Raw genomic sequence first — 25,141 nt, forward strand, 5'->3', positions numbered from 1 at the left:
TGGGGCGGGACTAACGCGTTTCGCCTGCCCCCGCCCGGACCTTGGACCCCCCGCCCCCGGTGTCGTCGGTCCACGGCGGCGGCGTGACCGCCGTGTCGCCGAGGGCGCGGTAGCGGGTCCGCTCGACGACGACGTACTGGCGACCGCCGGCCGAGACCCGCATCGTCAACCGAGAGCGGGCGAGCGAGCCGTCCGGCCTGACGAGCACCTCCAGCCGGTACCGCTCGATGTGCGTGTCCCCGGCGTAGTGGGAGTAGCGGACGTCCGACCAGGAGCCGTTGCGGACGACGTAGCGGTACGTCCCCTGGCCGTCCACCATCGCCGGCCCGTCGTAGTGGAGCGGTTCCGCAGTCAGCACTGCGCCCGTGGGCGCCGGCACCAGCCCTCCCTCCGTCGGGCCGGTGAGGTTCCCCCCGTAGCGCTCCCGGGACGTCCGGTTCCGGCCGTTCTCGCCGGGCGGGTACGTCAACCGCGTGTACCGGTAGCCCGGCTCCGCGTCGGTCCCCGTCACGGTGTACGAGACCAGCACCCGGTCGGGGTGCTCCTGGCGGACCAGCGACCGCCCTGCGGACAGCTGCCGCCGCGCCATGGTTCGGTCCACCCGGACGACGTCGGCGCCCTTCACGGCCCGTTCGCTCCGCTCGTACGTGTAGGAGCCCGCGTCCCGGAGGGCGGCCCCGGTTCGTTCGTAGAGCAGCCCTTCGTCGTGCAACGTCTCGCCGTACGGCGGTTCTCCCGCAACGCGGCGGTCTGCCTCGGGGGCCACGACACCGCTACAGCCGGGCAGGATGAGGGCGACGACGAGTAGCCAGGTGGCTGGATGCGTCGGCACGGGGTCGAAGTCCGGCGCGCGACGGGAAACGGTTCCGCCGGAGTGGGCCGGCCGTTCAGGTCCACGCGTAGCCTTTTGTCCGAGGCGGCGCAACCCCGCATCGATGGTCACCATCAAGGACTCCGTCCACGACCACATCGATATCGACGGTGTGGCGGAGGCCCTGCTCGAGACGCCGCCCGTCCAGCGGCTCCGGCGCATCCGCCAGCTGGGGACCGTCCAGCTGGTCTACCCCTCCGCGAACCACACGCGCTTCGAGCACTCGCTGGGCGTGTTCCACCTCGCCGACCGGGCGCTGGAGCACCTCTCCGTCGCGGGGCAGCAGGCGGAACGCGTCCGTGCGGCGGCCCTCCTCCACGACATCGGCCACTCGCCGTACTCGCACAACACCGAGGAGGTGGTCGAGCGCTACACCGGCCGCGCCCACGACGACGTGGGGCCGCTCATCACCGAGGGCCCGGTCGCGCGCGTTCTGACCGAGCACGGCCTCGACCCGAGTGCGGTGGCGGGACTGGTCCGTGGCGAGGGTGAACTCGGCCAGCTCGTCTCCGGCGAGCTCGACGTCGACCGGATGGACTACCTCGTCCGCGACGCCCACCACACCGGTAACCCGTACGGCATCATCGACCAGGCACGGCTCGTCCGGGAGCTGGCGCTGGTGGACGGCGAGCTCGCACTCGCCGAGGGGAACGTCCAGACGGCCGAGTCGCTCCTGCTCGCGCGGGCGCTGATGAACCCGACCGTCTACAACCACCACGCCGCCCGCGTCGGGAAGGCGATGCTCCGGCGCGGCGCCGAGCGGCTGCTGGAGGGCGGCGTCTCGCCCGAGGAGCTCCGGCGGATGGACGACTGGGACTTCCACGTCGCGCTCCGGGACGAGGAGTCGACGGCGGCCATCGCCCACCGGCTCGACCGCCGGGACCTCTTCAAGCGGGCCGTCTGGGCCGAGATCGTCGACGTGCCCGACGACCTGTTCGACGCCGACTACTACGAGATCCAGTCCCTGGAGCGGGATGTCGCCGACCGGGCCGGGGTCGACCCGGACGCCGTCATCGTCGACATCCCGGGCGAGCCACGGATGAAGGAATCGACCACGAAGGTCGTCGTCAACGGGGAGGCCCGGCGACTGGATCAGCAGTCGGCGCTCGTCGACGCGTTGCGGACGGCCCAGCGCGAACAGTGGCGGATGGGCGTCTACTGTCCCGCCGAGCACACCGACAGTGTGGGGCCAGCCGCCGAGTCCGTCCTCGGCCTGGAACTGGACGCGCTCGTGACGGACGTGCGGACGCGGATGCACGCCCGGCTGGACGAGTTCTGAGTTGCAGTGGCGGCCGGGGCCGACACGGCTCCGGCTGTCGACGCCGAGGCCCGCGCGACACCTCGGAGCGCCTTTAGGCATCGCCCGTCTACGGACCGGTGAATGGCCGACGACGGGGACGGGTACGTCTGCACCCAGTGTGGCCGCAAGCAGCCGACGGATATGTCGACCTGCGAGTGCGGGTCGGCGTCGTTCCGGCCGGTGACCGAGCGGCTCACCCGGAAGTGCACGGAGTGTGGAACGCTGGTGGCGAGGGGTGTCGACAGCTGCCCAGAGTGTGGCTTCCGCTCGTTCGAGCCGCTCGATGCTGGCCCGACCGCCGGCGAGGTTGCGACGGGATACGCGGAGTGGCAGTGCACGGAGTGTGGCCGCTCGCACCAGCGCAACAACCCGCCGTGCAAGCGGTGTGGCAACGGGACCTTCGAGCGGGTCGACGTCGACGCCGACGAGGTGACGCCGACGGAGTTCGTCGACGGCCGCTGGTACGAACTCGACCGGCCGACGATGGGGCTAGCGCTGGTCGCCGTCCTCCTGGTCGGCGTAGTCGGCGCGGGACTGCTGGGCGTCGGGCCGCTGGCACCCGACCCCCCGTGGACGGCGACGGTCGATGGACCAGCCCTCGAATCGGCCGTCGTGGAGGACCTCAATGCGGCCCGCGAGGGGAACGGCGCCGCGCCGCTGGGGACCGACGGCGACCTCGACGACGCGGCCGACGCGCGAGCGACCGCCCTCGCGACCGGCGACGGCGGCCCATCCATCGCCGAGCGCGTGACGAGTTGCGATGCGACCGGCCGCTCGATACGGGCCCGTGGTGACGAGCAGCCCCCTGGCGGCGGGGGGGACCCGACGACCGCCGAGCTCTCGGACGCCGTCGTCTCGACGCTCCTGTCGGGCGAGGGGGGCGACCCGTTCCTCGACCCGTCGGCCTCGCGGGTGGGCGTCGGGGTGGCCTCCGACGGCGGCCGGCTGGCGGTCGTGGTCGCCGTCTGCTGAGCCGGGACGGGATCGGCGAGACGCGGGCTGGACGGGACCCGGACTGGACCTGGAGGCGGCGCCGACCACCCGCAAGCGCCGGTGGCTTTTTACGCACCGGCCGGGTGAACGATTACCAAGTGAGAACTGATGGCACAGGCAGGACTCCTCGCGAGCACCGTCCTCATGGGCGTGCTCACCGCAGGGCTGGTGATACTGCTGGCGAACGGCCGGAACTGGCGCCGCTACTCGCCAACCGCGCTTCCCGCGAGGCGTGACGGCGGCGGAGTGTCGATGTCCGAGCGGCCGGGGATGCTGGCGCTCGGGTTCATCGCCATCGTCTTCGTCGTCGGCGGGGCGGTCGTCGTGCTGTCGGGCGGCCTGGCGACCATGGGCACGGCCACCCCGACCATCGACATGGCGCTGGCCGTCTCCGCACTGCTCGGACTCCTCGTCGTCGGCTACGTCGTGCTGGGGTCGTACTCGACGGCCCGCTCGCATGGCATCGGCTACGCACAGGCGCTCATGATCGCCGCCTGGGCGCTGGGCCTCCTGTTCATCGTGGCGGTGGCCGCGAAGCTGTTCACCGCCTGAGCCGATGTCGACCCGCTCGCTCGAGTTCAGACCCGGCAGCGAGGAGTGGTGGCTCGCCAGCCTGCTGGCCGCCGAACTGCTGGCGCTGGTCGGCTACTTCGGCCTGACGGACGCCGGCATCACGAGCCCACGTTACATCCTGTATCCCCTCGTGTGGATCACGGTCGGGGTCTGGGCCGTGCTCCGGGCCTCGCCCCCCGTCGCGAGCGAGCGGGCCAGGTGGATCGCCGGCGGAATCGCCGCGGGCTACGTCCTGTTGCTGGCCTTCCTCACCGGCCTCCTGGCGATCTACGTCTCGAACGGCGGTGCGGCCTCGGGCGGCCACTCGCACGTCCACGGCCTGCAGCTGACGATGACCGCACCGGGCTGGGGCCCCCGCATCTCGTACGTCACCCACGCGTTCCACGTCTACTTCGTCCCGTTCCGCTGGATCGGGTACCTCGCGCTGGGCTACCTGCTGTACGCGACCCTGCTGGACGCGACGAGCGCCGCGCTCTCGGGCGTCGTGGGGGTCGCGACCTGCCTCAGCTGTGCGTTCCCGCTCGTCGCGTCGGTGATGGGTGGCCTCGGCGGCGCCGCGGTCGTCGGTGGGCTGGCGACCTACTCGCTCGACCTGTCGACGGCCGCGTTCCTCGTGGCGGTGGGACTGCTCCTGTGGCGGCCCGAGTACGGGAGGGTCAGTCCGTCGTGACGCGACGCTGCCGGCGGCTCGCCGCCCGGCTCCCCCGCTCGGTCGCCGTCCTCCTCGGAGCGGTCCCGCTGCTCGCCGGGACGGCCGCCGCCCACGTCGGCGCGCTGGGCGGCGCCGGCACCCCCCAGCCGGTCCCGTTCTGGCTGGTCGCGCTGACCGGCGGCGGGCTCGTCGGCGGCTCCTTCCTGTTCACCAGCCTGATGACCGACCACGAGGCCATCCAGTCGGTCAACGCGAGCCGACTCGGTCTCCCGTCGGCCGCCGCCCTCCGTCGCGGCGCACGGACCGGCGCGCGCGTCCTCGGCGTCCTCGGCCTGCTCGCCGTGCTGACCGTGGCACTGTTCGGCCCGGCCGCCCCGACGAACGCCGCCGTCCTCGTGGTCTGGGTCGGCTGGTGGGCCGGCTACACCGCGAGCACCTACCTCGTCGGCGACAGCTGGCCGGCGCTGAACCCGTGGCGGACGCTCGCCGACCTGCTCCCGGCTCGCGACCGTGATCTCCCGGATCTCGGTGCGTGGCCCGCGACGGCCGGGCTGCTGGGGCTGGTCTGGCTGGAGGTCGTCAGCCCGGTCGCCTCCGACCCGCGCTTCCTCGCGGCCGTCGTGGTCGGCTACACGGGCGCCACGCTCGCCGGCGCCGCGGCCTACGGCGAGGCCTGGTTCGACCGCATCGACCCCGTCTCCCGCGTGTTCCGGCTCTACGGCTGGCTGGCACCGGTCCAGCGCACGGGTGATGGGCTCGCCCTCAGGCTCCCCGGCGGCACCCTCCCCTCACGCGAGCTAGCCGACCGCTCGGAGGTGGCGTTCGTGGTCGCGCTACTCTGGGTGACGACGTTCGACGGGCTCGTCTCGACTCCCACCTGGAACGACGTCGTGCGGCCGTTCGTCTCGGTCGGCGTCCCGGCACCGCTCGTCTACCTGGTCGCCACGCTCGCGGGCTTCGGCGTCTTCCTCGGCGGCTACCGCCTCGCCGCGAGCTACGCCCGCCGGACGGCCGCCACGTACGTCTCGGCGGTCGCCATCGAGCGCCGGTTCGCGCCCGCGCTGCTCCCCATCGCCGCCGGCTACCACCTGGCGCACTACCTGGGCTACGTGGTCGGCCTGTCGCCGGCCCTCGCGGCCGCCGTCACGAACCCGTTCGCCTCGCCGGCGCTCCGGGCGGTCGTCCTCCCGGACTGGTTCGGTGGCATCGCGCTCGCACTCGTGGTGCTCGCACACCTCGCGGCGGTCTGGGTCGCCCACGCCATCGCGTTCGACCTGTTCCCGGGGCGACTCCAGCCCATCCGCTCACAGTACCCGTTCGTCGTCGTGATGGTGGCCTACACCGCGACCAGCATGTGGATCGTCTCGCAACCGTTCGCCCGACCCATCGCCGTCTGAACCAGTATGTCCACGACCGTCCCACACGACACCGACCGGCCGCGCGAGGAGAGCGATACCTCCGGCGTCGACCCACCGGAGACGACCGTTCCGCCGGGCGAGGAGCCCGCGGTCTGTCCCTACTGCGACCGCCCGTTCCGGAGGGGCGAGGGGCTCGCGCTCCACGTCGGGGAACGGCACGCCGAGGTCCAGTCCGAGGCCGAGCGCGCGGCCTTCGAGTCCGCACGCGAGGCCGAGGGGGACGAGCTGTTCATGTACCATCTCCGGGTCATCGCGGCGCTCGGCGTGCTGTACGCGGTGCTGGTGCTGCTGTACATGATCGTCCTGGCCTGACCGGCTGGACTCTCGGGTAGCTCCGGAGCGCCCGGTCAGTGTTCCGGCGGGCTCGACTCGTCGGGACCGGGCTCCGTCGTCGCCCCCTCGCCGGGCGGGGACTCCTCGGGGTTCGTCGCAGCGGCAGCGGCTACCAGCAGGAACGTGACGACGAACGTGACCCCGCCCATCGTCAGCGCGAGCGGGACCGTCGGCGGTGCGTTCACCGAGCGGCCGGCGGCGAGCGCGACCCCGACGCCCGTCGGGAGCGAGAACAGGAGCGCCCAGAACAACCCCTCGGCGTCGAGGGTCCCGGGGAGCCCCCTCATCGACCCCGCATCCCCCAGGTCATAGCAGCGCCGCGCACTCCCGGCAGAACCGGTACCCCGTCTCGTTCACCGTCCCACAGCGGGGACAGATCGCCCCGTCGGTGACAGTCGGCGAGTGCTCCGCGCGCTGCCACTCCCGCGGGGTGGCCGTCCCGCTCGACGCGATGGGTGGGAGCTCCGACTCCTCGGCCGCCACGTACCTCGAGAGGTACAGCACCAGCGGTACCTGGACCGCCGGGATGAGCACGAGCGCGGCGATGAGCCAGAGCGAGACCATGGCCGCTCACGTGATGGAGTAGGAGGCGGCGATGGTTAACGCCAGCGCCGCGAGCAGTCCCATGCCCATCAGGTAGCTGAGCGAGCGCTGCTCCCAGCGGAGATGCTGGTAGTACGCGGCGACGATGACCGCCTTGAGCAGCGACAGCACCAGGATAGCGGCCACCGCCACCCAGTAGGTCCCCGGCTCCAGCAGGCCGGCGTACTCGACGGCGACCTGCACGGTCGCGCCGACGAACAGCACCACGTAGATGTACGTGTAGAGTTTTGCGTGTGACATTTCGATTGTTTCCTGTTTTCGATTATTGTGTTGATGTTTGAGTGGCTGTATCAGAGGATGTAGAACAGCGGGAAGAGGAACAGCCAGACGATGTCGACGAAGTGCCAGTAGAGGCCGAAGAACTCCAGCGGCGCCTCGTCGTCCAGGTAGGCGCCCCGCGAGGCGCGGACGATCATGTAGGTCGCGATGATGAGCCCGACGATGACGTGGGCCGCGTGCAGCCCGGTCGTCAGGAAGAACGTGGAGGCCCGGATGTTCGTCGAGAGCCAGATGCCCTCGTGGAACAGCTCGAACCACTCGATGCCCTTGTTGACGAGGAAGCCGATGCCGAGCAGGAGCGTCACCATCATCGAGGCGACGACACCCCGGGTGGAGTTGCGCTCGGCGGCCACCAGTGCGAGGACGACGCTGAACGAACTCGTCAACAGCAGGTAGGTGTTGACGAGCCCCGGGAGCGAGCGGTGGGGGATTGGCGTCCAGGCCGACCAGCCACCGGGGAACGCGACGCGGATGAAGACGTACGAGCCGATGAAGGCGCCGAACAGCACCACGTCGCTCGCCAGGAACACCCACATCCCAGTCTTCGTGTTCGAGGTGCTGGAGAACGGCCAGCTCTCGCCGAACGGGCCGGTCGGCCCGTGGAACTCCTCCAGCCCCATCGCGACCATCGCGCCCAACCCGAGCGCGGTCCCGAACACCAGTGAGCCCAGGTGGACCATCCCCCAGATGCCCTCGATGAGCTGCCCCTCCACGATGCCCGAGAGGCCGAAGAACGCGAACAGCGCGGCCGCGCCGGTCACGAACGGCCAGATGCTGGCGTGGCTGACGTGGTCGTCGTCGGAGTGGTCATCGTGGACGGTCGTGGCCACCTCACCCCCGTCGGTCGCCGCTTCACCCCCGTCCGCGGCCGACTCCGGCCGGAAGGAGAGCTTCCCGTCCCCGTAGCTGGGGATGCCTGGGAAGTTCTCCAGCGGCGGCGGGGACGGCACCGCCCACTCCGCCGTGGTGGAGTAGGCCCACGGGTTGCCCTCGGCCTCCTCGCCGGCCCAGATGGACTTCCCGATGGTGTAGACGGTGACGAGGAAGGAGAGCCCGAGGATGAACGCGCCGACCGTGGCGAGCTGGTGCCACGGCGTGAACGCCTCGGGGTAGTTGAACACCCGGCGGGGCGTCTCCCAGGCGACGAACATCGGGAAGTACAGCAGGTTGAACCCGATGAAGTACAGCACGAAGCTCACCTTCCCGAGGAACTCGTCGTACATCTTCCCGGTCATCTTCGGGAACCAGTAGTAGAGCGCCCCGATGAGCGCCGTGACGCCCCCGACCATGACGTAGTGGAAGTGTGCGACGACCCAGTAGGTGCCGCGGAACTCGTAGTCCAGCACGACGGCGCCGAGGAAGACGCCGGTGATGCCCCCGATGATGAACAGGAACAGCGCGCCGAACGCGTAGAGGAACGGCGTCGTGAACCGGATGCGCCCCTTGATCATCGTGTAGATGAGCGCGAACACCATCAGGTCGAACGGGAGCGAGATGCCGATGGTGGTCGCCATGAACAGCGTCTTGATCTCGAGGTTGATGCTGGTCAGGAACATGTGGTGCATCCAGACGACGAACGACTGGATGGCCACGAGCAGCATCGCGCCGATGAACCACTTGCGCCCGACGATGCGGCGGCCGGTGAACGTCTGGAAGATCTCGGCCATCGCCCCCAGCGCGGGGAAGAAGACGATGTACACCTCCGGATGGCCGAAGAACCAGAACAGATGCGCCCACAGCATCGACCCGCCCGCCGACTGCGCCGCGAAGTAGGTCGTCCCGAGGATGCGGTCCGAGGAGAGGATGATGAGCGCCGCCAGCAGCGCCGCGAACGCGAACAGCATCATCCACACCGTCAGCAGGATGGACCACGAGAACAGCGGCAACCGTCGCATCGTGAGTCCCTCGGCCCGCATCCGATGCATGGTGGTAATGAAGTTCACCCCACCGACCGTCACCGAGGCTGTGAACAGCATCAACCCCAGCACCGAGGTCGTCGAGCCGATGCCCGGCGTGTACGCGGGGATGTTCAGCGGGGCGTACATCGTCCAGCCGCCGGGGAACGCGCCGGCCTGGAAGAACGACACCCCCACGAGGATGCCCGAGGCGAGATAGAACCAGTAGCTGAGGGCGTTGAGTCGCGGGAACGCGAGGTCCTTCGCGCCGATCTGTAGCGGGACGATGTAGTTGGCGAAGCCGAACGCGAACGGCGAGAGGAACCAGAACACCATCAGCAGGCCGTGCAGCGAGACCGCCTGGTTGTACGCGGCCGCCGACAGCGGGCCGGCGCCCGGCGCGCGCGGCGTGAACAGCTGCAGCCGCATCAGCAGCGCCAGCACCCCCCCGAACAGGAGGAAGAACATCGCCGTCACCGTGTAGAGGATGCCGATGTCCTTGTGGTTCGTCGTGACGAGCCACCGCTTCAGCGAACTCGTGTCCGGCAGGCCGTGACCGTGGTCCTCCTCCTCGTCGTGGGCGATATCGGAGACGGGGAGGTCCTCGCCCTGTACCGTTCCCCCGTCCGGCGTGGGCTCCTCGCCGCCGGAGGCGACCTCCGACGGGGCGCCCGCACCGGGCTCGTCAGCCTCCGACTGTGCGTCCCGCTCGTCGTTCGTGTGTTCGTCAGGCATGGGATTCACCTTCACCGCCGCCGGCGCCGTGTCCGGCCTCCGTGGGCGTCGCCATCGGCGTCGTGTTGCTCGTCGTGTTCGCGTACCACTGCTCGTACTCGTCGGGCTCCATCGCCACCACCGTCGCGTCCATGTACGAGTGCTGCTGGCCACAGAGCTCGAAGCAGGCGGCCGAGTAGTTCCGCGTCTCGGGCGCCACGAACCACGTCTCGGTGGTGTGGCCCGGGATGGAGTCGGACTTCACCCGCAACTCGGGGATGCCGAAGTTGTGGAACACGTCGGCCGACGTCACCCGCAACTCGATCTCGCGGTTCGCCGGGACCCGCATCACCCCCGACCCCTTCGTCGAGTAGCCGTTCTCGTAGACGAACTCCCAGTAGAACTGGTGGCCGATGACCGTCACCTCGACCGGGTCGCCCTGCGCGACCTCCTCGTCCGATGGCCCGGGACTCGCCTCGACGTACAGCAGCGTCCCGTAGGTCCAGAGGATGAGCGAGATGACGATGACGGCACTCAGCGCGAACGAGAGGAACAGCTTCTTGCCCTTGCCACCGCCCGTCGGAACCTCGCCGAGCGATGGCCGTTCGTCGTCGCCATCCGTCGCGTGACTCCCACTCTCGCGGTACTTGTAGGCGTTCCAGCACATGTAGCCCAGCACCACGATGCCCACGAGCGTCCCGAGGAGGAGGAACATCTCGTAGATACGGGAGAACACATCCACGCGTGTCCCCCGAGGGATGATGCCGGACTGGAGCGCCCAAGCCACCCGGCCTGTCAGTGGTATCATCGTTCGTGGAGGAATCCGGCCCCGGTCACTTATCCGTTACGGGGGTTGTTACCAGGAAGCGTGTTGACGTTCGACATATCGTCCCCACCGATCACGGGGGCCGACGGGTCGGCTCCGGCCCCTTCTTGTATCCGGCTCGCCAACCCCGTGTATGGCTCGCGAGCTGGCCGACGGGGTCTGGTTGCTCGATGTCGGATTACTCCCGCCGCTCGCGACGAACGCCTTCCTCCTCGAGGGGGCCGAAGAGGACGGAGCGACGCTGGTCGACACCGGGCTCTGGCGGAACCACCCCTCGCTCGTCGGCGAACTGGCCGACGCCGGCTACCAGCCGCCCGACCTCGACCGGGTGCTGCTCACCCACTACGACCTCGACCACGTGACCGGGCTCGGTAGGCTCCTCGAACGTGGCTTCGACGGCCCCGTCTACATGGGTCGGCGGGACGTGGAACTCGTCCGCGGGGAGTGGGACCCGCCGCTCGCACACCACAAGGGCGCGTTCCACCGCCTCGCACGGTGGCTGTTCCCGTTCCCGGACGTGGACCTCCGACCGGTCGACGACGGCGACCGTATCGGCGGCGTCACCGCCTTCCACACGCCCGGGCACAACCACGGCCACACCGTCTTCGTCCACACAGGGCTCTCGGTGGCGTGTCTGGGCGACCTGGTCTGGGAGGAGGGGGGACAGCTCACGCCACCGTTCTGGCTGGACTCCTACGAGATGCGGGCCATCCGGGAGTCGATCAAGCGCTTCGACAGCGAAGCGCCCGACTTCGAGGTGGCAGCGGTGTCACACGGGACCCCGTTCGTGACGGGCGGCCGTGACGCGATCCGGCGGCTGGCAGCCGAGCTGTAGGGTCGTGTCACGGTGGGACCGACGTGGCCAACTGGCCAGCAGGTGGCCCCTGCCGCATGATATCCGTTATCCGGCTACCCCGTATCCGACGTGATATGACAGGTACCGAGAGGGGCCCGGAGACGGACGACCTGCAGATCGTCAGGCGGACCATCCAGCCGTCGTGCGAAGCCGCCGAGTTCGAGCTGGTGGAACTCGTGGCGGAGCTGGAGGGCTGCGAGGCCGACGAGCTCCCCTCGCTGTACGACCGGATCGACCACATCGTCGAGTACGTGTTCCGCAATCCACCGTCGAGCGAGGCGCAGCTGGTGGTCGAGTTCTCCTACGCGGGATACCGTATCACCATCGACCAGCAGGGCAACGTCACCCTGCTGGCCGTCAAGGAGAGCGCTGCGGAGTAGCGTCGGCTCAGGCCGCGGCCGCGACGCGGTCCGCGACCGACTTGATGACGGCCTTCAGCACCGCGTCGCGCTCGCCGGAGAGGAACTCGATCTTCCCCTCGCGGGCGCCGCGCGCGGCGACGCCGGCGTGCTCGGCCTCCTCGGCCACCTCCTCGGCGATGCCCCGGAGGTCGAGCTCCTCCGTCGCGCGGAGGAACAGCTCGTCCTTCGCGATGCCGATGGTGACGAAGCGGTCGCCCTCGGCCTCGCGGCGGTGGAGCTCGTCCAGCAGCAGCCGCTTGGGCGGGAAGTCGAAGCGGTGCGTGTAGGAGTCCGTGTCCAGCACCGCGAAGGAGACGCCCGCCGCCTCGCGGCGCTCGAGGTTCGCCAGCGCGGTGTCCATCTCGGCCTCGAGCTTGGTGTCGAACTGCTCGGAGACCTGCTCGGCGAGGCCGACGCCGTCACCGCCCTCGCCCCGCTCGAACAGCAGGTCGATGATGAGCTCGCGCTTGTCCTCGTAGGACTGGTAGTAGGCCTCCAGCGCCACGGCCTCGCGGAGCTGCGCGGCGGTCTCGGCGTCGACGCCCGCCTCCTCGGCGAGCGTGACGTACTGCTCGGGCGCGTCGTCCCAGTAGGAGACGGCCGGCAGGTGGCCGAGATCGTCCCGGATGGCGTCGTTGATGGCGGCCGCGAGCGTCGCGCCCACGGTGGCCGCGGTCCGCTCGTCGCTCCCGGCGTCGGGCGCGACGGTCGTCTCGACGGCCTCGCGGACCTCCTCGTCGACGGCCTGTCCGTCCACGACGACGCGCTCGGCGTCGTAGACATCCAGCAGGTCGAACCCGTCCATGGACTCGCGAGTGCCGCCGGCGGCGGCGAAGACGAACAGCGGGAACTTCTCGTCGTGGCGCTCCTGGTCGCCCAGCATCCCCGTCACGTCCTTCGTGGCGTCGTCCATGTCGTAGACGGCGCCCTCGAGCGGCCGGCGGTCGAAGTAGTGGTAGCTGGCGTCGCTGGCGGCGTGCTCCTCGGCGACGAGCGGCAGGACCGCGCGCTCGATGGCGGCCCCCGCGACGTAGCCGTCGGTCGTCGCGGCGTGCCGGATGACGACCGGGCGCGACTCGGCGACGGCGCGCCGGATGGCCGTCGCGGCCTCGTGGAGGTCGTCGTTCAGCTCGGAGACGACCTCGTCGACGGCCAGCGGCTCCACCCGCTCGGGTTCGGCCTCTTCGGTCAGCGCCTCGGCCATCCGCTGCTCGACGGTCTCTCGCTCCCCGTCGGCCAGGACGACCAGCTCTTCGGTCTCGACCTGCAGTTCGTCGCGCCGGACCCGGACCTCGCCCGTGAGCCGGACGATGTCGCCGGTCTCGACCTCGGGGTACGCGCGGACGCCGGCCTCCTCGAACGCGGCGCAGTCGACCACAGCGGTCTCGTCGCGCAGTTCGAAGACGGTCGGCCCGGAGGTCTGCCGGACGCTCACGATCTCGCCCTCGATGGCGATGACGTCGCCGACGCGCTCGCGCAGGTCCTCGACGGACGCGCGCTCGGCCTCGGTGGGCTCGGCCTGCTCCTCGGTCCCGGAGTCGTCGGTCGTCACGTCCGGCTCGCTCTCGGCCCCGGAGTCGTCGGTCGTCACGTCCGGCTCGCTCTCGGCCCCGGAGTCGTCGGTCGTCACGTCCGGCTCGCTCTCGGCCCCGGAGTCGTCGGTCGTCACGTCCGGCTCGCTCTCGGCCCCGGAGTCGTCGGTCGCCGCCTCCGTCACCTCGTCGGCTTCGGGTGTGGCGTCCTCGCTCGCGGCGTCGGCCCGGCCCTGCCCGGCGGTCGGTGCCGGTTCCGAGTCACGTCCTGACGGCGCCTCGGAGCCCCCGGCGGTGCCCGAGTGGGCCTGTGATTCGCCCGTGGCCTCGCTCGTCTCCGTCTCCTCCTCGCTGTCGTCGTCGGGTTCCGAGACCGGTTCGGGCTCGGAGGTCCCCTGGCTGCTGTCGCCCGCACCTCCGTCGTCCTCGTCGTCGTCCTCGTCGGCGAGGTAGTCGCCATCCGGGGAGTCGATGAGGCGGCCGCGGAAGTCGCGGTCGGACTGGCGGATGGACCAGCCGAGGTCCACGTCGCCGTTGTCGCGGACGTTCGTGACCTGGACGAAGACGCTGTCGCCGGGCTCCCAGTCGAGCGATTCGAGCCGTCGGTCGAGCTTCGACCGGTGGAGCAGCCCGGTGACGCTGCGCGAGAGGTCGACGAAGACGCCGAAGTCGGCGTAGCCGTCGACGGTCCCCTCGTAGAAGCGGCCCTCGGTCAGCTGGCTCGGACTGTTCCCCTCGAACTCGAACACGACGTCCTCCTGGTGGGTGTCGCAGATCGGCCCGTCAGTCGCCGTACCACAGATGATGCAGTTACCCATTACTGCGAGGGAGCAGTCCGTGCCTAAAACCCCTGTCGGAATCCCGCTCGCGATGGCCCCCCTCAACGCCACCCGCCGGCGTCCTCAGGAGGCGGAGTAGACGACAGATCCCTTCTGTTCGCGACCAATACCTGGCGTTCGATCCGTAACGCAACCATCCAGAGCGGGAGTGGATTATTTCTCGATAACGAACTCCTTCGGGTAGTCGGTCAGGTTCTCTACCCCGTCCTCGCGCACCACGACCAGGTCCTCGATGCGTACCCCACCGACGTCCGGGTCGTAGAGCCCCGGCTCCACGGTCACCACCATCCCGGCCTCGAGTTCGTTCTCGGCCGTGCTCAACCGCGGGTACTCGTGGATGTCCAGCCCGACGCCGTGCCCGGTGGTGTGGATGAACCCCGTCTCCGTGGCGTCGTCGTCCCGGAGCGTCGGCTCGCCGGCCGCCTCGTACACGTCACAGACCGCGCCGTGGACCTCGTTGCCGAGGGCGCCCGCCTCGATGGCCCCCAGCGCTGCCTCCTGGGCTTCGAGCGTCAGGTCGTACCACGCCTGTGCGCGGTCGGTCGGCTCGCCCACGCAGAACGTGCGGGTCATGTCCGCGAAGTAGCCCGTCTCCTTCGAGCGCGGGAAGATGTCGACGATGATCGGCTCGTCGGCGTGGAGCGGCCCACTCCCGCGGTCGTGGGGGTCGGCGGCGTCGGGGCCGCAGGCGACGATGGTCTCGTCCAGCGCGCAGCCGTTGTGGAGCAGTTCGATCTCGATGGCGGTGCGGACGCGCTCACTCGTCAGGGGTTCGCCGTCGTGGTGGAGCACCCCGTCGTCGACGGTGGCCTCGCGGAGCAGTTCCTCGGCGCGCGACATGGCCATCTCGTTGGCCTTCTGTGCCTCGCGGATGTGGTCGATCTCCGTCTCGGTCTTGATGGCGCGGACGCGCTCGACCGTCTCGTCGCGGTCGACGGTCACCTCGATGCCCCGTTCGCGGAGCCCGTCGGCCGGGCCGAGCGGTGCGCGCTCGGGCATCGCCACGCTCTCGACGCCGTGGGCCCGGCAGAACGCCGCCACGGCGCGGTCGCTCCCCTCGTGCTGGCCGTACTCGTCGACGAGGGCCTGCGCGTCGTAGGCCGATCCGCGCTCGACCGTGTCGGCGCGGGCCTCCTTCGCCGCGCGGCCGTACTCCAGCGCCGAGACGAGCAGATGGGTCGTCCCTCCCCCGTCGCCCGCACCCTCGCGGACGTACAGCGTGACGTAGGGGTCGGGCGCGTCGAACCCGGAGAGGTACCGTTGCGTGGCGTCCTCGCCGTCGGCGTCGACGAGGTAGCCGTCGACACCCGCGTCGTCGAGATACGAGTCCAGCGCCGAGAGGTCGAGGTCCATGACAGCGGATGGACGCGGCCCGAGTATATGCCTACCGGGCGGCGGCGTGGCGGGAGCCGCCCGGGCGCTCGTCGTCGCCTCCGAAAGCCGTTTACAGGGGCCACGAGTGGCTCCGCTATGGACGCAATCGTACGCGAGTCGGCGGTCCGGGGGGCCGCACGCGCCCCGCCGTCGAAGAGCTACACCCACCGTGCCATCCTCGCCGCGGGCTACGCCGACGGCGCCCTCGTCCGGGGACCCCTCGACTCGGCCGACACCCGCGCGACGGCGCGCGCCGTGGAGCGCTACGGCGGGAGCGTCGACCGTCTCGGTGCCGAGGAGCGACCGCCCAGCGTCGACCCCGAGGGCGTCGGCTTCGTCGACAGCCCCGTCGACGCCGACCCTGGCGACCTGCTCGTCACCGGCTTCGGCGGCCGGCCGGAGGTGCCCGCACAGGTCATCGACTGCGCCAACTCGGGAACGACGATGCGCCTCACGACGGCGACGGCCGCCCTCGCGGACGGCCTGACGGTGCTGACCGGCGACGACTCCCTCCGGTCGCGACCACAGGGCCCGCTCCTGGACGCCATCGGCCAGCTCGACGGCCGCGCCGAGTCCACCCGTGCCAACGGGCAGGCGCCGCTCGTCGTCGGCGGGCCCGTAGGCGGCGGTACCGTCTCGATTCCGGGCGACGTCTCCTCGCAGTACATCACCGCGCTCCTGATGGCGGGCGCCGTCACGGACGAGGGCGTCCGGGTCGACCTCGAGACCGAACTGAAATCGGCGCCGTACGTCGACATCACGCTGGAGGTGCTCGACGAGTTCGGCGTCGCGGCCTGGGACACCAGCGCGGGGTTCGCCGTCGACGGCGGGCAGTCCTACGAGCCGACCGACGGCGAGTACCACGTCCCCGGCGACTTCTCCTCCATCTCCTACCTTGTCGCCGCGGGCGCGCTCGCGGCCGCCCCGGACGACGAACTCGTCGTGCAGGGTGCGAAGGAGAGCGCCCAGGGCGACACGGCCATCGTCGAGATCCTGGAGCGGATGGGCGCCGACATCGACTGGGACCTCGGCGACCAGCGCATCACCGTCCGCCGTTCGTCGCTGGAGGGTATCGAGGTCGGCGTCGCGGACACGCCGGACCTCCTGCCCACCATCGCCGCACTCGGCGCGGCCGCGGACGGGACCACCCGCATCACGGACTGCGAGCACGTCCGCTACAAGGAGACCGACCGGGTCAGCGCGATGGCCGAGGAACTCGAACGGATGGGCGCCACCGTCGAGGAGTTCACGGACGAACTCGTCGTCCACGGCGGCGAGACGGACCTCCAGGGCGCGACCGTCGACGGCCGAGCCGACCACCGAATCGTGATGTCGCTCGCCGTCGCGGGGCTCGTCGCCGACGGCGAGACGCGAATCAAGGGCGCCGAACACGTCGACGTCTCCTTCCCGGACTTCTTCGAGACCCTGTACGAACTCGGCGCGGACGTTGACCGCGAGGACTGAGCGACGAGCGCCGCCCGACCTGCCCCACAACGATGCTCCGAACCGACGCCGCCGACGCCCTCCGTGACCGACAGACCGAGGACGGCTACCTGCTGCCCGCGTACGGTGACCGCTCGTTCGACCAGCTCCCGGCGACCGTCGCCGACTGCCTCGGGGTGCATGGCGTTCCCGGCGACCCGCTCCCCGACGACGTGTTCGAGGGCGTCAGGACCGACGCGCCCGTCGTCCTGCACGTCCTCGTGGACGGGTTCGGCTTCGAGCAGTGGGCGCGCCACCGCAACGCCTCGCTGTTCCTCGACCGGTTCACCGAGACCGCGCGCGTCTCACCGCTCACCAGCGTCTTCCCCTCCGAGACGGCCGCCGCCCTGACCAGCCTCCACACCGGCGTCGTACCCGCGCGCCACGGCCTCCTCGGCTGGACCCAGTACCTCCCCGAGCACGACCTGGTGGTGAAGTCGCTCCCGTTCGAGACGCCCGACGGGACCCCCGCCGGCGAGTTCGGGGCCGAGGCGGCCGACCTCGTCGCCGACGGCCTCACGCCGGTGTACGACCGACTGCTCGACGCGGGCGTCGACGCGTCCGTCCTCGCCCCCGCGGGCATCCCCGGCTCCGCGTACAGCCGCTACGCCTTCGGCGACGCCGCGTCCGCTGGCTACGACGGCCTCGACGGTCCGGAGGGGTTCACCGCCCGACTCCGTGAGACGATCGACCGCGCCCACGCGAACGCCCCGGCGTACGTCTGGGCGTACCTGCCGCAGGTGGACGGGGCTGCGCACGAACACGGCACGCGTGCCGACGCCTACGGGAGTACCGTGGGCGAGGTCTTCCGCGCGCTCGGCCGCGTGGTCGAGTCGCTCGACGAGGCGACGGCCCGCGAGACGCTGCTGCTCGTCTCGGCCGACCACGGCCTCCTCGATATGGACCCGGCGGCGAACGTTGACCTGCTCTCCGACGGGCGCGTCGAGCGCGCCGTCGCCCGTGACCGTCGCGGCGAACCGCTGTTCTCCGGCGGCCCACGCAACTGCGGCCTGTTCGCCCCGGACGAGGCCGCGATGGCGACGCTCGACGCCGCCCTCTCCGAGCGTACCCTCCCGCGACTGGCGAGCGCCCCGGACCCGACGCTCGACCGGGCGCTGTTCGGGCCGGACCGCTCAGCGACCTTCGAGGCGCGCCGTGGCGACCTGCTCGTGGTGGCGCGTGAGACCGGCGTCTGGCACCGCCGGACCGACGTGCTCGACTACCGGGGGCTCCACGGTGGGCTCCACCCCCAGGAGATGCTGGTCCCGTTCGCCGCCGCGCGGACCGACCGACTCCAGGGCCTCGGAAGCGACCTGCTATAGACCGCAGCGGGCTCAGGTGGGGCGCCGAGTTCGTTCGGACGATGAGCGGACCCGAGGACGGACCGACGAGCCATGCCCCGGGCCCGGGCGGGGGACCCGTTCGGCGCGGGCGGTGGAGAGACGATCGAACGCGGGTGCGACCGTCAGGATGGCGTTCTCGACCATGGACCCGCTGAGGTGGCCACCGGACTGCCGATCCCTCCGCGGATTCGTGGGCACAGCCGACCAGTTATGCGTGTCGGGGCGTACGGGCACCGTATGTCACCGCAAGCGGCGACCGAGGCCCCACGTCCGAAGGTCCCCATCGGCATCCCGAGTATCGACCGGCGGCTCAACGGCGGCGTCAGGAAGGGCACCACGCTTCTCGTCACCGGCCCGTTCGGAACGGGCTATCAGGAGTTCCTCCGGACCGCGGCGGTACTACACGGGAACTGGCAGACCGAGTCGGGACTGTTCGAACTGGAGTACGGCGAGGTCCCCGCGACCGTCACCCGGCCATCGCAGATACGCTACATCGCGCTCAACGATACCGAGACCGCCTTCCGGCGCCACATCCACGACATCGCCGCGAACGACATCGCGTATCCGGCACTGGAGGGGATCGAGTTCCATAGCATCTCCGCCAGCATCGCGGAACTGGGGCCCATCACACCGGAAGACGGTGGCTTCCGGCACAAGACAGCCGAAGAACGGATGAGCGACGCATACCAGAGCGTGTTCGAGGAGTTCGATCAACTCATCGAGGGCATCTCCGACGAGATCGTCATCATCGAGTCGCTCTCGGATTTCTTCCCGGTGACGGCGAAGTTCCTCGATCCGGCCGACATCTACTTCATCGCTCAGACGCTCTGCCACGTCGTCTCTGAGTCCGACAGCGTGCTGATCGCGGGCGCCGACGAGGAACTCCTGCAGCACAACGAGGCCGGGCTCCTCAAGCGGTCGTTCGAGGGCGTTCTGGACTTCGGCTGGCTCGGCGAGGGAACCGCCAGACGGCGGACCATGACCGTCACGAAGTTCCCGGAGTTCTGGCGCGAGAGCAACGACGACGAGACGACGATGTTCGACCTCGATATCGACCGGGAACGGTTCGGTATCTCGAGCGTCAAGAAGATCCCACCCAGTCGCTAGCTCCTGTCGGGGACGGCGTCGGGACGGTCGAACAGCCCGGTGCCTCGGGCCCGACCCCCCGCGGTCGGCGGAGGAGGCCGCCTCAGGGGACGATCTCGTTCATCAGCGTCGCCTCGATGCGGCGCAGGTGCTCGCCGACCGTCGTCGCGGTGAGGCCGATCGCGTCGGCCACGTCCGCGTGGGTCGCCTCCCGCGGCTCCCGGTAGTAGCCACACTCGATGGCCGCGCGGAGCACCTCGCGCTGGCGCTCGGTCAGCAGCGAGAAGATGCGTCCGCTGCCGGCCTCGTACTCACCCGTCCGTTCGACCTCGAAGTGGATGTCCTCGGGCACCGACGCGAACACCTCCGAGATGGTGGCATCGTTCGCGATGATGGTCACGCGGAGCCGGCCGTCGTCGGTGAAGGTCATCGGCATATCCAGCGCGAACTCGTACTCCTCCATCAGGTCGAGCAGTCGGTCGACGAGCGGGGTCGGCTCGAAGTGCGAGTGGAACAGCACCGTCCCGTCCCCGCGGGTCGTCTGGTGCCCGATGGCCTCGTTGTGCTTCTCGAACAGCTCCACGATCCGGTCCGGGTCCCCGCTCACCTCGAACATCGCGACGGCGGTCCCATCGGCGAGCCGGTCGAGGTGGTGGACCGCCTCCCGGCGGACCTCTGACTCCTCGAGCAGCGCCGCATCCAGCGGCTGGAACGCCCCCTCGTCCGGCCGCAACGTCCCCGTCACGAAGCGCATATCCTCCCGGTGAGCACGGGGGATGCTAAACGTTGTCGAACGCTCGTTCGAACTGAATGCCGAGTATATCGAAAGGCAGGGATATACTCAGTCTCCTCCGATACTCCACCACCTTTCATCCAGAGAATAGATATATCGACTGCCGGGCGTAACTGGGGTGCCCCGACCGGTTCGTCACTCTCGGCGGGATTCGCAGCGACGGTGCGCGAGTACACCGCCAGCACCGAGGCCGACGAGTGCGGCGCCAACCCCGAATCCGGGACCGCTGGCGACGGTGGTCTCCCGCGGGGAATCCGTCCCTGTTCCCGTCCGGGGCGCCCGCTCCACGCTGATGTCCCGCGTCGTGGACGATGTCTCACCGTCACCGTTCACGACCCGTAACCGGACCGAGTAGCTCCCTCCGGTATCGAACCGGTGTGTGACCGACGCACCGGCGGCGGACCCACCGTCCCCGAACTCCCAGGTGTAGGCGACGATATCGGCGCCACCACCGTGGCTCTCCGCGGCGTCGAACGCCACCGGTTCCCCCGCCATCGGGCCCTCCGTTGTCACGGTGAACGTGGCCGAGGGCTCACCGGCGGCCCGTGCGGCCGCCGTCAGGTCCTCGCCGAAGTCGCTCACGTCCTCACCCGCCATGCTACGGCGATGGAACTCGGTCAGCCGCTCGACCGGGAGCGGTCGGTGGCCGACCCCGTCGACGATGGTGAACTGCGCTGACACGTCGGCTCGCTCGTAGGCGGCCTGGCAGAACGGGAACCGGTCCGCGATCATGTCCTCGCCGTACACGGCGAGCGCCGTCTCCCGAAGCGCGTCACTGGTCCAGGCGTCGTCGAACGGGATGGTGTCGTTCTCGTCCTGGCTGCCCATATAGAGGAGCTGGTTCACGCGGTCGAGCGCGTCGAGGTCGACCGACTCGCCGGTCAACTCGGACACGTCCGCGATGCCGACGTGGTAGTCCAGCCGTTCGCCCTTCGCCTCCGTCAGTGGGAGCAGCGTCATCCCGTTGAGTCCCCCCGCCGTTACCGAGAGTACGCGGTCGGGGTGGAGCACGGTCATCGACCCACGACTGAAGTCGTGGGCTTGTCCGTGGACTCCCGGTCTGCCTCCGACGTGGAGTAGGCGGTGTATTCGCCGTTCCCGTTCAGCGTCCCGGACTTCAGGGCGAGATGACCGTCGCCCAACCCAGAGGGACGTTTGCCCTCTGGTAAAGTTAGCAACTTGTGCCCGATATTCTTCGCTGCGTTGTAGTCCCCGTCGACCTCGTAGCCGCACTCGGTACACTCGAACCAGCCCGTTTTCGAGTCACGATTCGTGCTTGACTGGTGGTCGCACTTCGAGCAATTCTGACTTGTAAACGCGGGCGGTATCTCCTCGACACGAATCCCGTACGCTGCGGCCTTGTACGCCAGCATCTCACGGATTTCGCGGAACGCCCAGTTGTGCAGTTGCCGTTTCACCTGGTCGTCCTGATTATCCATCCGCTCGCGGATATTGGTGAGGCGTTCGACGGTGATGTACGAACAATCGTGGGCATCGGCTTCCTCCACGATGCGTCGAGAAATCGTGTGCAGGCGATTCAGCACGAAGCGGGATTCTCGCCCCGACAGTCGCCGGAGTGCCTGCTTCGCGGAGCGAGTGCCTTTGTGCTGAAGGCTTCGACGCACGCGGAAGAGGTGGTTCTGCCCCCACAACAGTTCGCCACCGTCGTAGAACGAGCCCGTGCTCGTGACAGCGACGTTCTTGAGGTTCAAGTCCACGCCCAGTACCGTGTCACCGTCGCGTTCCTCGACCATTTTCTGGATGACGATATGGAGGTAGAACGCATCCTCGTCCTCGCGGTAGTGGAGCGTTCCCATCCGCTTCTCGTAGTCGTCATCATCGAGATAGGACCGCTGGTAGTCCCCGAGAACGTACTCCACGGCGACCCGGCCGTTGATTGTGGAGAGGGTGGCCGACCGGTTGTTGATGGTCAACGTCCGTTTGTCGTAGACCGCGGATAGTTCGTCGAATCGCGGGAGTGGTCGGCTGTTGCCCTTCTTCCAGTCGGCGACGGTGGATTTCATCGCTTCGACGGCTTTCGAGTAGGCGCGAACACAGAGGTTCGCGGGCAGGTCTGTCTCGTCCCGAAGGTCGTGGTACACCTGATCGTGTATCTTCGACTTGTTGAGAATAAGATACCCGTCGTCGTTGCGACCGTGCTGCACGGTATAATTGGCGGCGTGGTTGAACTGGTCGATGGTCTGATGGAGGTCGTCACGCCGCTCTGGGGGCACATCCAGTTTGACGGGGATGGTACGCGTGACCTCCATCGGCATACCGGAGTGCTGCGCTCTCTGTTATAAATTTCAGGAGATGTTCGGGAGTCACGAGGCAAGTGGCGAGGAAGAATCGAGCCCCGTCGGCTTCCTCCCACGACTGAAGTCGTGGGCTTCCGCCTTGAGCCTCTGTGAACCGGTCCGCGAAGTTCCCGGAGGCGGAGAACCCGTTCAGCAGGACCCGTTCGCGCACCGAGAGGTCCGACTCCGCCAGCGCCGCACGCGCGTGGTCGACCATCGCGAGCAACTGCAGGTCGACTCGCTCGAGCGGGCCCTCCTCGATGGCCAGCGTGTCACGGTCCAGCTGGTGGACGTAGTGGCTCCCGTCGACGGGGTCCGAACGAGGTCGGGGGAACACCGGGACCAGCAACGGGACTCCGAGGCTGTCGGCCATTCGCCGCGGCGTCCCGCGCTCGATGGTCTCGCGCGCTGCCCGCCGGTGGACGGCGAAGTCGTCCGTCGACCGGCCGGTGTTGTTCGGCTGGACGAGCAGCGGTACCCCGTCGCCGACACTCGGCGGCACGTACCGGAAGTAGGGGTACTCGAAGCCCGCTGCGCGGTCGGGCGCCACGAGCTCCGTGCCGTACCGGTCCGGGTCCTCGCCGACCGCGACCACGGCCGTGTCGGTGGCGATGGTCTCCCGCTGGCCCTCGCCGGTCGGCACCAGTAGCACCCGGATCACCCGGGTCTCGCGTATCGGCTGTGCGTCGAGGGGCACCGTCAGGTCCGTCGTGTCGGTCCCGGCCGTGAGCGTCGTGCGCCCGTAGAGGACGTTCTGGCCGCTTTCGTCCTTGCGGTCGGAGAAGACGTGCAACTCCGCGTCAACGCTGGTCCGCACCGCGGCGACGACCAGCGAGTCGCCCGTCGACCGCTGGTCCTCCACGGTCACCGTCCCCTCGCCGTCCTGCGCCCCCCGTCCCGCGCCCGTACCGGCGGCGGTCAGCGAGAGACCCGCGGCGAGCGCCCCACAGGCCCGCACCATCCGGCGCCGCCCGATGCCACTCCCAGCCGCGTGTCCAGTCATCCCCGGAACCTCCAGCCGTGTGGTGGTTATAGGTTCGGACGGCTTCGGGCCAGCGAACGGCGGCCCGGGACTGGCACCCAGCGGGAGTGCCGCGGCTCACGGGCGATACTGCAGCCCGGATGGCGGAGATATCGACGGGGCGAGTGCCCGTCTAGAAGTCCGCGTCCTCGTAGAGCCAGCCCTCGGCGGACTGCTCCCAGTCGACGAGTTCCTCGTCGTCGAAGAAGAGGGCGATCTCGCGCTCGTTGGCGCCCTCGTCCTCGTGGTCGGAGCCGTGGATGACGTTCTGTCCGAGGTCCAGGCCCAGGTCACCGCGGATGGTGCCCGGCTGTGCCTCGGCGGGGTCGGTCGCGCCCATCATCCGGCGGACCTGGCGCGTGGCGTCGGCGCCCTCCCAGACCATCGCGAACACCGGCGCTGCGGTGATGAACTCGACGAGGTCGTCGAAGAACGGCTTGTCCTCGTGCTCGCCGTAGTGCTCCTCGGCGAGCTCCTGGTCGATCTGCATGAACTTCGCGCCGACAAGCTTCAGGCCGCGGTCCTCGAGTCGGGAGACGACCTCACCGATGAGACCGCGCTGGACGCCGTCGGGCTTGACCATCACGAAGGTTCGCTCGTCGTGATGACTCATGCTTCCTGTTCCTCCTCGGTCTCCTCGTCGGCAGCCTCGGCGTCGGCGTCAGCGTCAGCCTCCTCGGCCTCGGCGTCAGCGTCGTCCTCGGCGTCTGCCGGCTCCGACTCGCCCTCCGCTTCGGTGTCGGCCTCTTCAGCGTCGGCCTCCGCTTCGACCTCGGCCTCCTCCGGTTCCGGCTCCGGTTCGGCTTCGGCGGCCGCCTCGCGGGCGGCCTCGTCGGCCGCACGGTTCGCCTCGGCAGCCTGCCGGCCGGCCTCGGTCCAGCCGACGTTGCGGGGTTCGCGCCCGAGCTCGGCCGACCGCTCGCACTTCGTCGAGCAGAAGTGTTCCGTGGTGCCGTCCACGCGGACGAACATCGTGCCCGTGCCGGGCTCGATATCGTCCCCGCAGAAGTTGCACTCTCGCGTTCGTACCATTATTGGCCTCCGATGGAGTCTGCTTCGCGGGCGGTCTCGCGCAGCTGCACGACATCCCCGACCCGGACGGGCCCGAGGACGTTTCGCGTGATGATGCGGCCCTGGTTCGACCCCTCCCGGATGCGGCACTTGACCTGCATGGCCTCGCCGTGCATTCCGGTCTTGCCGACGATCTCGATGACCTCGGCGGAGGTCGCACCGGACTCACCTTCTTCCGCGGACATCTTACCGGAGTTCCTCGATCTTGTTGCCGATCTCCTCGACGTCCGTGGTCGCCTCGCCGGCGTCCACGATGGCTGCGGCGGCCGAGCCGACCTCGAGGCCCGCCGCACGCCCGACGTCGTCCTGTGCACCGACGAAGATGTACGGGATCTCCTTCTCGGCACAGAGGTCCGGCAGGTGCATGACGACCTCCTCCGGACTCACGTCCTCGGCCACGAAGACGAGCATGGCGTTGCCACGCTCGACGGCCTTGGTCGTCTCGTTCGTCCCCTTCTTCACCGAGCCTGTGTCCCGGGAGACCTCGAGCGCCTCGAGGGCGTCGTCCTCGAGGTCCGCCGGAACGTCGTAGTCGACGTATACTGACATGGTGTGTTCACCTCCTGTACACGGGCTCGCGCTCCCCCGC

27 protein-coding genes are annotated in these 25,141 nt (G+C 69.5%); 11 read left to right on the forward strand and 16 right to left on the reverse strand.

The annotated features are described in order from the left end of the window. Window positions 1-10: 10 nt before the first annotated feature. Window positions 11-832 (reverse strand): DUF7537 family lipoprotein, encoded by an 822-nt coding sequence (locus P2T62_RS12015; protein WP_276257321.1) that lies wholly within the window; start codon window positions 830-832, stop codon window positions 11-13. A gap of 103 nt (window positions 833-935) precedes the next feature. Here P2T62_RS12015 and P2T62_RS12020 point away from each other — a divergent pair, with 103 nt between their 5' ends. The 6 genes from P2T62_RS12020 to P2T62_RS12045 all read left to right on the forward strand — a co-directional run bounded on the left by P2T62_RS12020 (window position 936) and on the right by P2T62_RS12045 (window position 6,119). Further along, a complete protein-coding gene (locus P2T62_RS12020; RefSeq protein ID WP_276257322.1) occupies window positions 936-2,150 on the forward strand; it encodes an HD domain-containing protein in 1,215 nt (404 codons plus the stop codon). A gap of 102 nt (window positions 2,151-2,252) precedes the next feature. Then, entirely contained in the window at window positions 2,253-3,143 is an 891-nt protein-coding gene (locus P2T62_RS12025; RefSeq protein ID WP_276257323.1) for a hypothetical protein, read from the forward strand. A 129-nt stretch (window positions 3,144-3,272) separates the two neighbouring features. Continuing rightward, complete coding sequence (locus P2T62_RS12030) at window positions 3,273-3,716, forward strand: hypothetical protein (RefSeq protein ID WP_276257324.1); 444 nt, start codon at window positions 3,273-3,275, stop codon at window positions 3,714-3,716. 4 nt (window positions 3,717-3,720) lie between these two features. Then, window positions 3,721-4,407 carry a DUF7546 family protein gene (locus tag P2T62_RS12035; protein WP_276257325.1) on the forward strand — a complete coding sequence of 229 codons (687 nt, stop codon included), beginning with the start codon at window positions 3,721-3,723 and terminating at the stop codon, window positions 4,405-4,407. After that, window positions 4,404-5,786 (forward strand): hypothetical protein, encoded by a 1,383-nt coding sequence (locus tag P2T62_RS12040; RefSeq protein WP_420028372.1) that lies wholly within the window; start codon window positions 4,404-4,406, stop codon window positions 5,784-5,786. The genes P2T62_RS12035 and P2T62_RS12040 overlap by 4 nt, the downstream gene beginning before the upstream one ends. A 6-nt stretch (window positions 5,787-5,792) precedes the next feature. Beyond that, complete coding sequence (locus P2T62_RS12045; protein ID WP_276257326.1) at window positions 5,793-6,119, forward strand: DUF7410 domain-containing protein; 327 nt, start codon at window positions 5,793-5,795, stop codon at window positions 6,117-6,119. A 35-nt stretch (window positions 6,120-6,154) separates the two neighbouring features. Here the strand turns inward: P2T62_RS12045 and P2T62_RS12050 are convergent, their stop codons facing one another. The 5 genes from P2T62_RS12050 to coxB are packed head-to-tail and all read right to left on the reverse strand — an operon-like array spanning window position 6,155 to window position 10,439. Further along, on the reverse strand, window positions 6,155-6,427 hold the full coding sequence (locus P2T62_RS12050; RefSeq protein WP_276257327.1) for a hypothetical protein: 273 nt from the start codon (window positions 6,425-6,427) through the stop codon (window positions 6,155-6,157). A 19-nt stretch (window positions 6,428-6,446) separates the two neighbouring features. Then, window positions 6,447-6,704: a zinc ribbon domain-containing protein gene (locus P2T62_RS12055; RefSeq protein ID WP_276257328.1), complete on the reverse strand. Its 258-nt coding sequence runs from the start codon at window positions 6,702-6,704 to the stop codon at window positions 6,447-6,449. Window positions 6,705-6,710: 6 nt separating this feature from the next. Continuing rightward, window positions 6,711-6,983: a cytochrome C oxidase subunit IV family protein gene (locus P2T62_RS12060; protein WP_276257329.1), complete on the reverse strand. Its 273-nt coding sequence runs from the start codon at window positions 6,981-6,983 to the stop codon at window positions 6,711-6,713. Window positions 6,984-7,033: 50 nt separating this feature from the next. Next, window positions 7,034-9,652, reverse strand: a complete 2,619-nt coding sequence (locus P2T62_RS12065; protein WP_276257330.1) for a cbb3-type cytochrome c oxidase subunit I — start codon at window positions 9,650-9,652, stop codon at window positions 7,034-7,036. Beyond that, a complete protein-coding gene (coxB, locus tag P2T62_RS12070) occupies window positions 9,645-10,439 on the reverse strand; it encodes a cytochrome c oxidase subunit II (protein ID WP_276257331.1) in 795 nt (264 codons plus the stop codon). Before coxB ends, P2T62_RS12065 begins: the two co-directional genes overlap by 8 nt. A 151-nt stretch (window positions 10,440-10,590) precedes the next feature. Here coxB and P2T62_RS12075 point away from each other — a divergent pair, with 151 nt between their 5' ends. Beyond that, window positions 10,591-11,292 carry an MBL fold metallo-hydrolase gene (locus P2T62_RS12075; RefSeq protein ID WP_276257332.1) on the forward strand — a complete coding sequence of 234 codons (702 nt, stop codon included), beginning with the start codon at window positions 10,591-10,593 and terminating at the stop codon, window positions 11,290-11,292. Between the two features lie 95 nt (window positions 11,293-11,387). After that, window positions 11,388-11,693: a HalOD1 output domain-containing protein gene (locus tag P2T62_RS12080; protein ID WP_276257333.1), complete on the forward strand. Its 306-nt coding sequence runs from the start codon at window positions 11,388-11,390 to the stop codon at window positions 11,691-11,693. Between the two features lie 7 nt (window positions 11,694-11,700). Here P2T62_RS12080 and P2T62_RS12085 read toward each other — a convergent pair whose 3' ends face one another. Together P2T62_RS12085 and P2T62_RS12090 are read right to left on the reverse strand one after the other, a co-directional pair. Next, complete coding sequence (locus tag P2T62_RS12085; protein WP_276257334.1) at window positions 11,701-14,064, reverse strand: OB-fold nucleic acid binding domain-containing protein; 2,364 nt, start codon at window positions 14,062-14,064, stop codon at window positions 11,701-11,703. A gap of 174 nt (window positions 14,065-14,238) precedes the next feature. After that, window positions 14,239-15,438 (reverse strand): M24 family metallopeptidase, encoded by a 1,200-nt coding sequence (locus P2T62_RS12090; protein ID WP_276257335.1) that lies wholly within the window; start codon window positions 15,436-15,438, stop codon window positions 14,239-14,241. Between the two features lie 117 nt (window positions 15,439-15,555). Here P2T62_RS12090 and aroA point away from each other — a divergent pair, with 117 nt between their 5' ends. The 3 genes from aroA (at window position 15,556) to P2T62_RS12105 (ending at window position 19,391) form a co-directional block, all read left to right on the forward strand. Beyond that, window positions 15,556-16,923, forward strand: coding sequence for a 3-phosphoshikimate 1-carboxyvinyltransferase (aroA, locus tag P2T62_RS12095; RefSeq protein WP_276257336.1), 1,368 nt, complete (start codon window positions 15,556-15,558; stop codon window positions 16,921-16,923). Between the two features lie 32 nt (window positions 16,924-16,955). Continuing rightward, a complete protein-coding gene (locus P2T62_RS12100; RefSeq protein ID WP_276257337.1) occupies window positions 16,956-18,263 on the forward strand; it encodes an alkaline phosphatase family protein in 1,308 nt (435 codons plus the stop codon). A gap of 258 nt (window positions 18,264-18,521) precedes the next feature. Continuing rightward, window positions 18,522-19,391, forward strand: coding sequence for an RAD55 family ATPase (locus tag P2T62_RS12105; protein WP_276257338.1), 870 nt, complete (start codon window positions 18,522-18,524; stop codon window positions 19,389-19,391). An 82-nt stretch (window positions 19,392-19,473) separates the two neighbouring features. On the opposite strand, the gene P2T62_RS12110 is transcribed toward P2T62_RS12105, so the two are convergent. The 8 genes from P2T62_RS12110 to rpl7ae form a co-directional block, all read right to left on the reverse strand. Further along, window positions 19,474-20,124 (reverse strand): helix-turn-helix domain-containing protein, encoded by a 651-nt coding sequence (locus P2T62_RS12110; protein ID WP_276257339.1) that lies wholly within the window; start codon window positions 20,122-20,124, stop codon window positions 19,474-19,476. 174 nt (window positions 20,125-20,298) lie between these two features. Continuing rightward, entirely contained in the window at window positions 20,299-21,180 is an 882-nt protein-coding gene (locus P2T62_RS12115) for a PKD domain-containing protein (RefSeq protein WP_276257340.1), read from the reverse strand. Next, a complete protein-coding gene (locus P2T62_RS12120) occupies window positions 21,177-22,433 on the reverse strand; it encodes an RNA-guided endonuclease InsQ/TnpB family protein (protein WP_276257341.1) in 1,257 nt (418 codons plus the stop codon). Before P2T62_RS12120 ends, P2T62_RS12115 begins: the two co-directional genes overlap by 4 nt. Next, the gene (locus P2T62_RS12125) at window positions 22,378-23,463 is read right to left on the reverse strand and encodes a hypothetical protein (RefSeq protein ID WP_276257342.1); all 1,086 of its coding nucleotides are present in this window, start codon (window positions 23,461-23,463) and stop codon (window positions 22,378-22,380) included. The genes P2T62_RS12120 and P2T62_RS12125 overlap by 56 nt, the downstream gene beginning before the upstream one ends. 151 nt (window positions 23,464-23,614) lie before the next feature. Then, the gene (ndk, locus tag P2T62_RS12130) at window positions 23,615-24,094 is read right to left on the reverse strand and encodes a nucleoside-diphosphate kinase (protein WP_276257343.1); all 480 of its coding nucleotides are present in this window, start codon (window positions 24,092-24,094) and stop codon (window positions 23,615-23,617) included. Then, window positions 24,091-24,513: a 50S ribosomal protein L24e gene (locus P2T62_RS12135; RefSeq protein WP_276257344.1), complete on the reverse strand. Its 423-nt coding sequence runs from the start codon at window positions 24,511-24,513 to the stop codon at window positions 24,091-24,093. Before P2T62_RS12135 ends, ndk begins: the two co-directional genes overlap by 4 nt. Further along, complete coding sequence (locus P2T62_RS12140; RefSeq protein ID WP_144262070.1) at window positions 24,513-24,737, reverse strand: 30S ribosomal protein S28e; 225 nt, start codon at window positions 24,735-24,737, stop codon at window positions 24,513-24,515. Before P2T62_RS12140 ends, P2T62_RS12135 begins: the two co-directional genes overlap by 1 nt. 1 nt (window position 24,738) lies before the next feature. Further along, complete coding sequence (rpl7ae, locus tag P2T62_RS12145) at window positions 24,739-25,101, reverse strand: 50S ribosomal protein L7Ae (RefSeq protein WP_276257345.1); 363 nt, start codon at window positions 25,099-25,101, stop codon at window positions 24,739-24,741. Window positions 25,102-25,141 lie beyond the last annotated feature (40 nt).

Origin of the sequence: Haloglomus litoreum (genome assembly GCF_029338515.1) — an archaeon.
GTDB lineage: Archaea > Halobacteriota > Halobacteria > Halobacteriales > Haloarculaceae > Haloglomus > Haloglomus litoreum.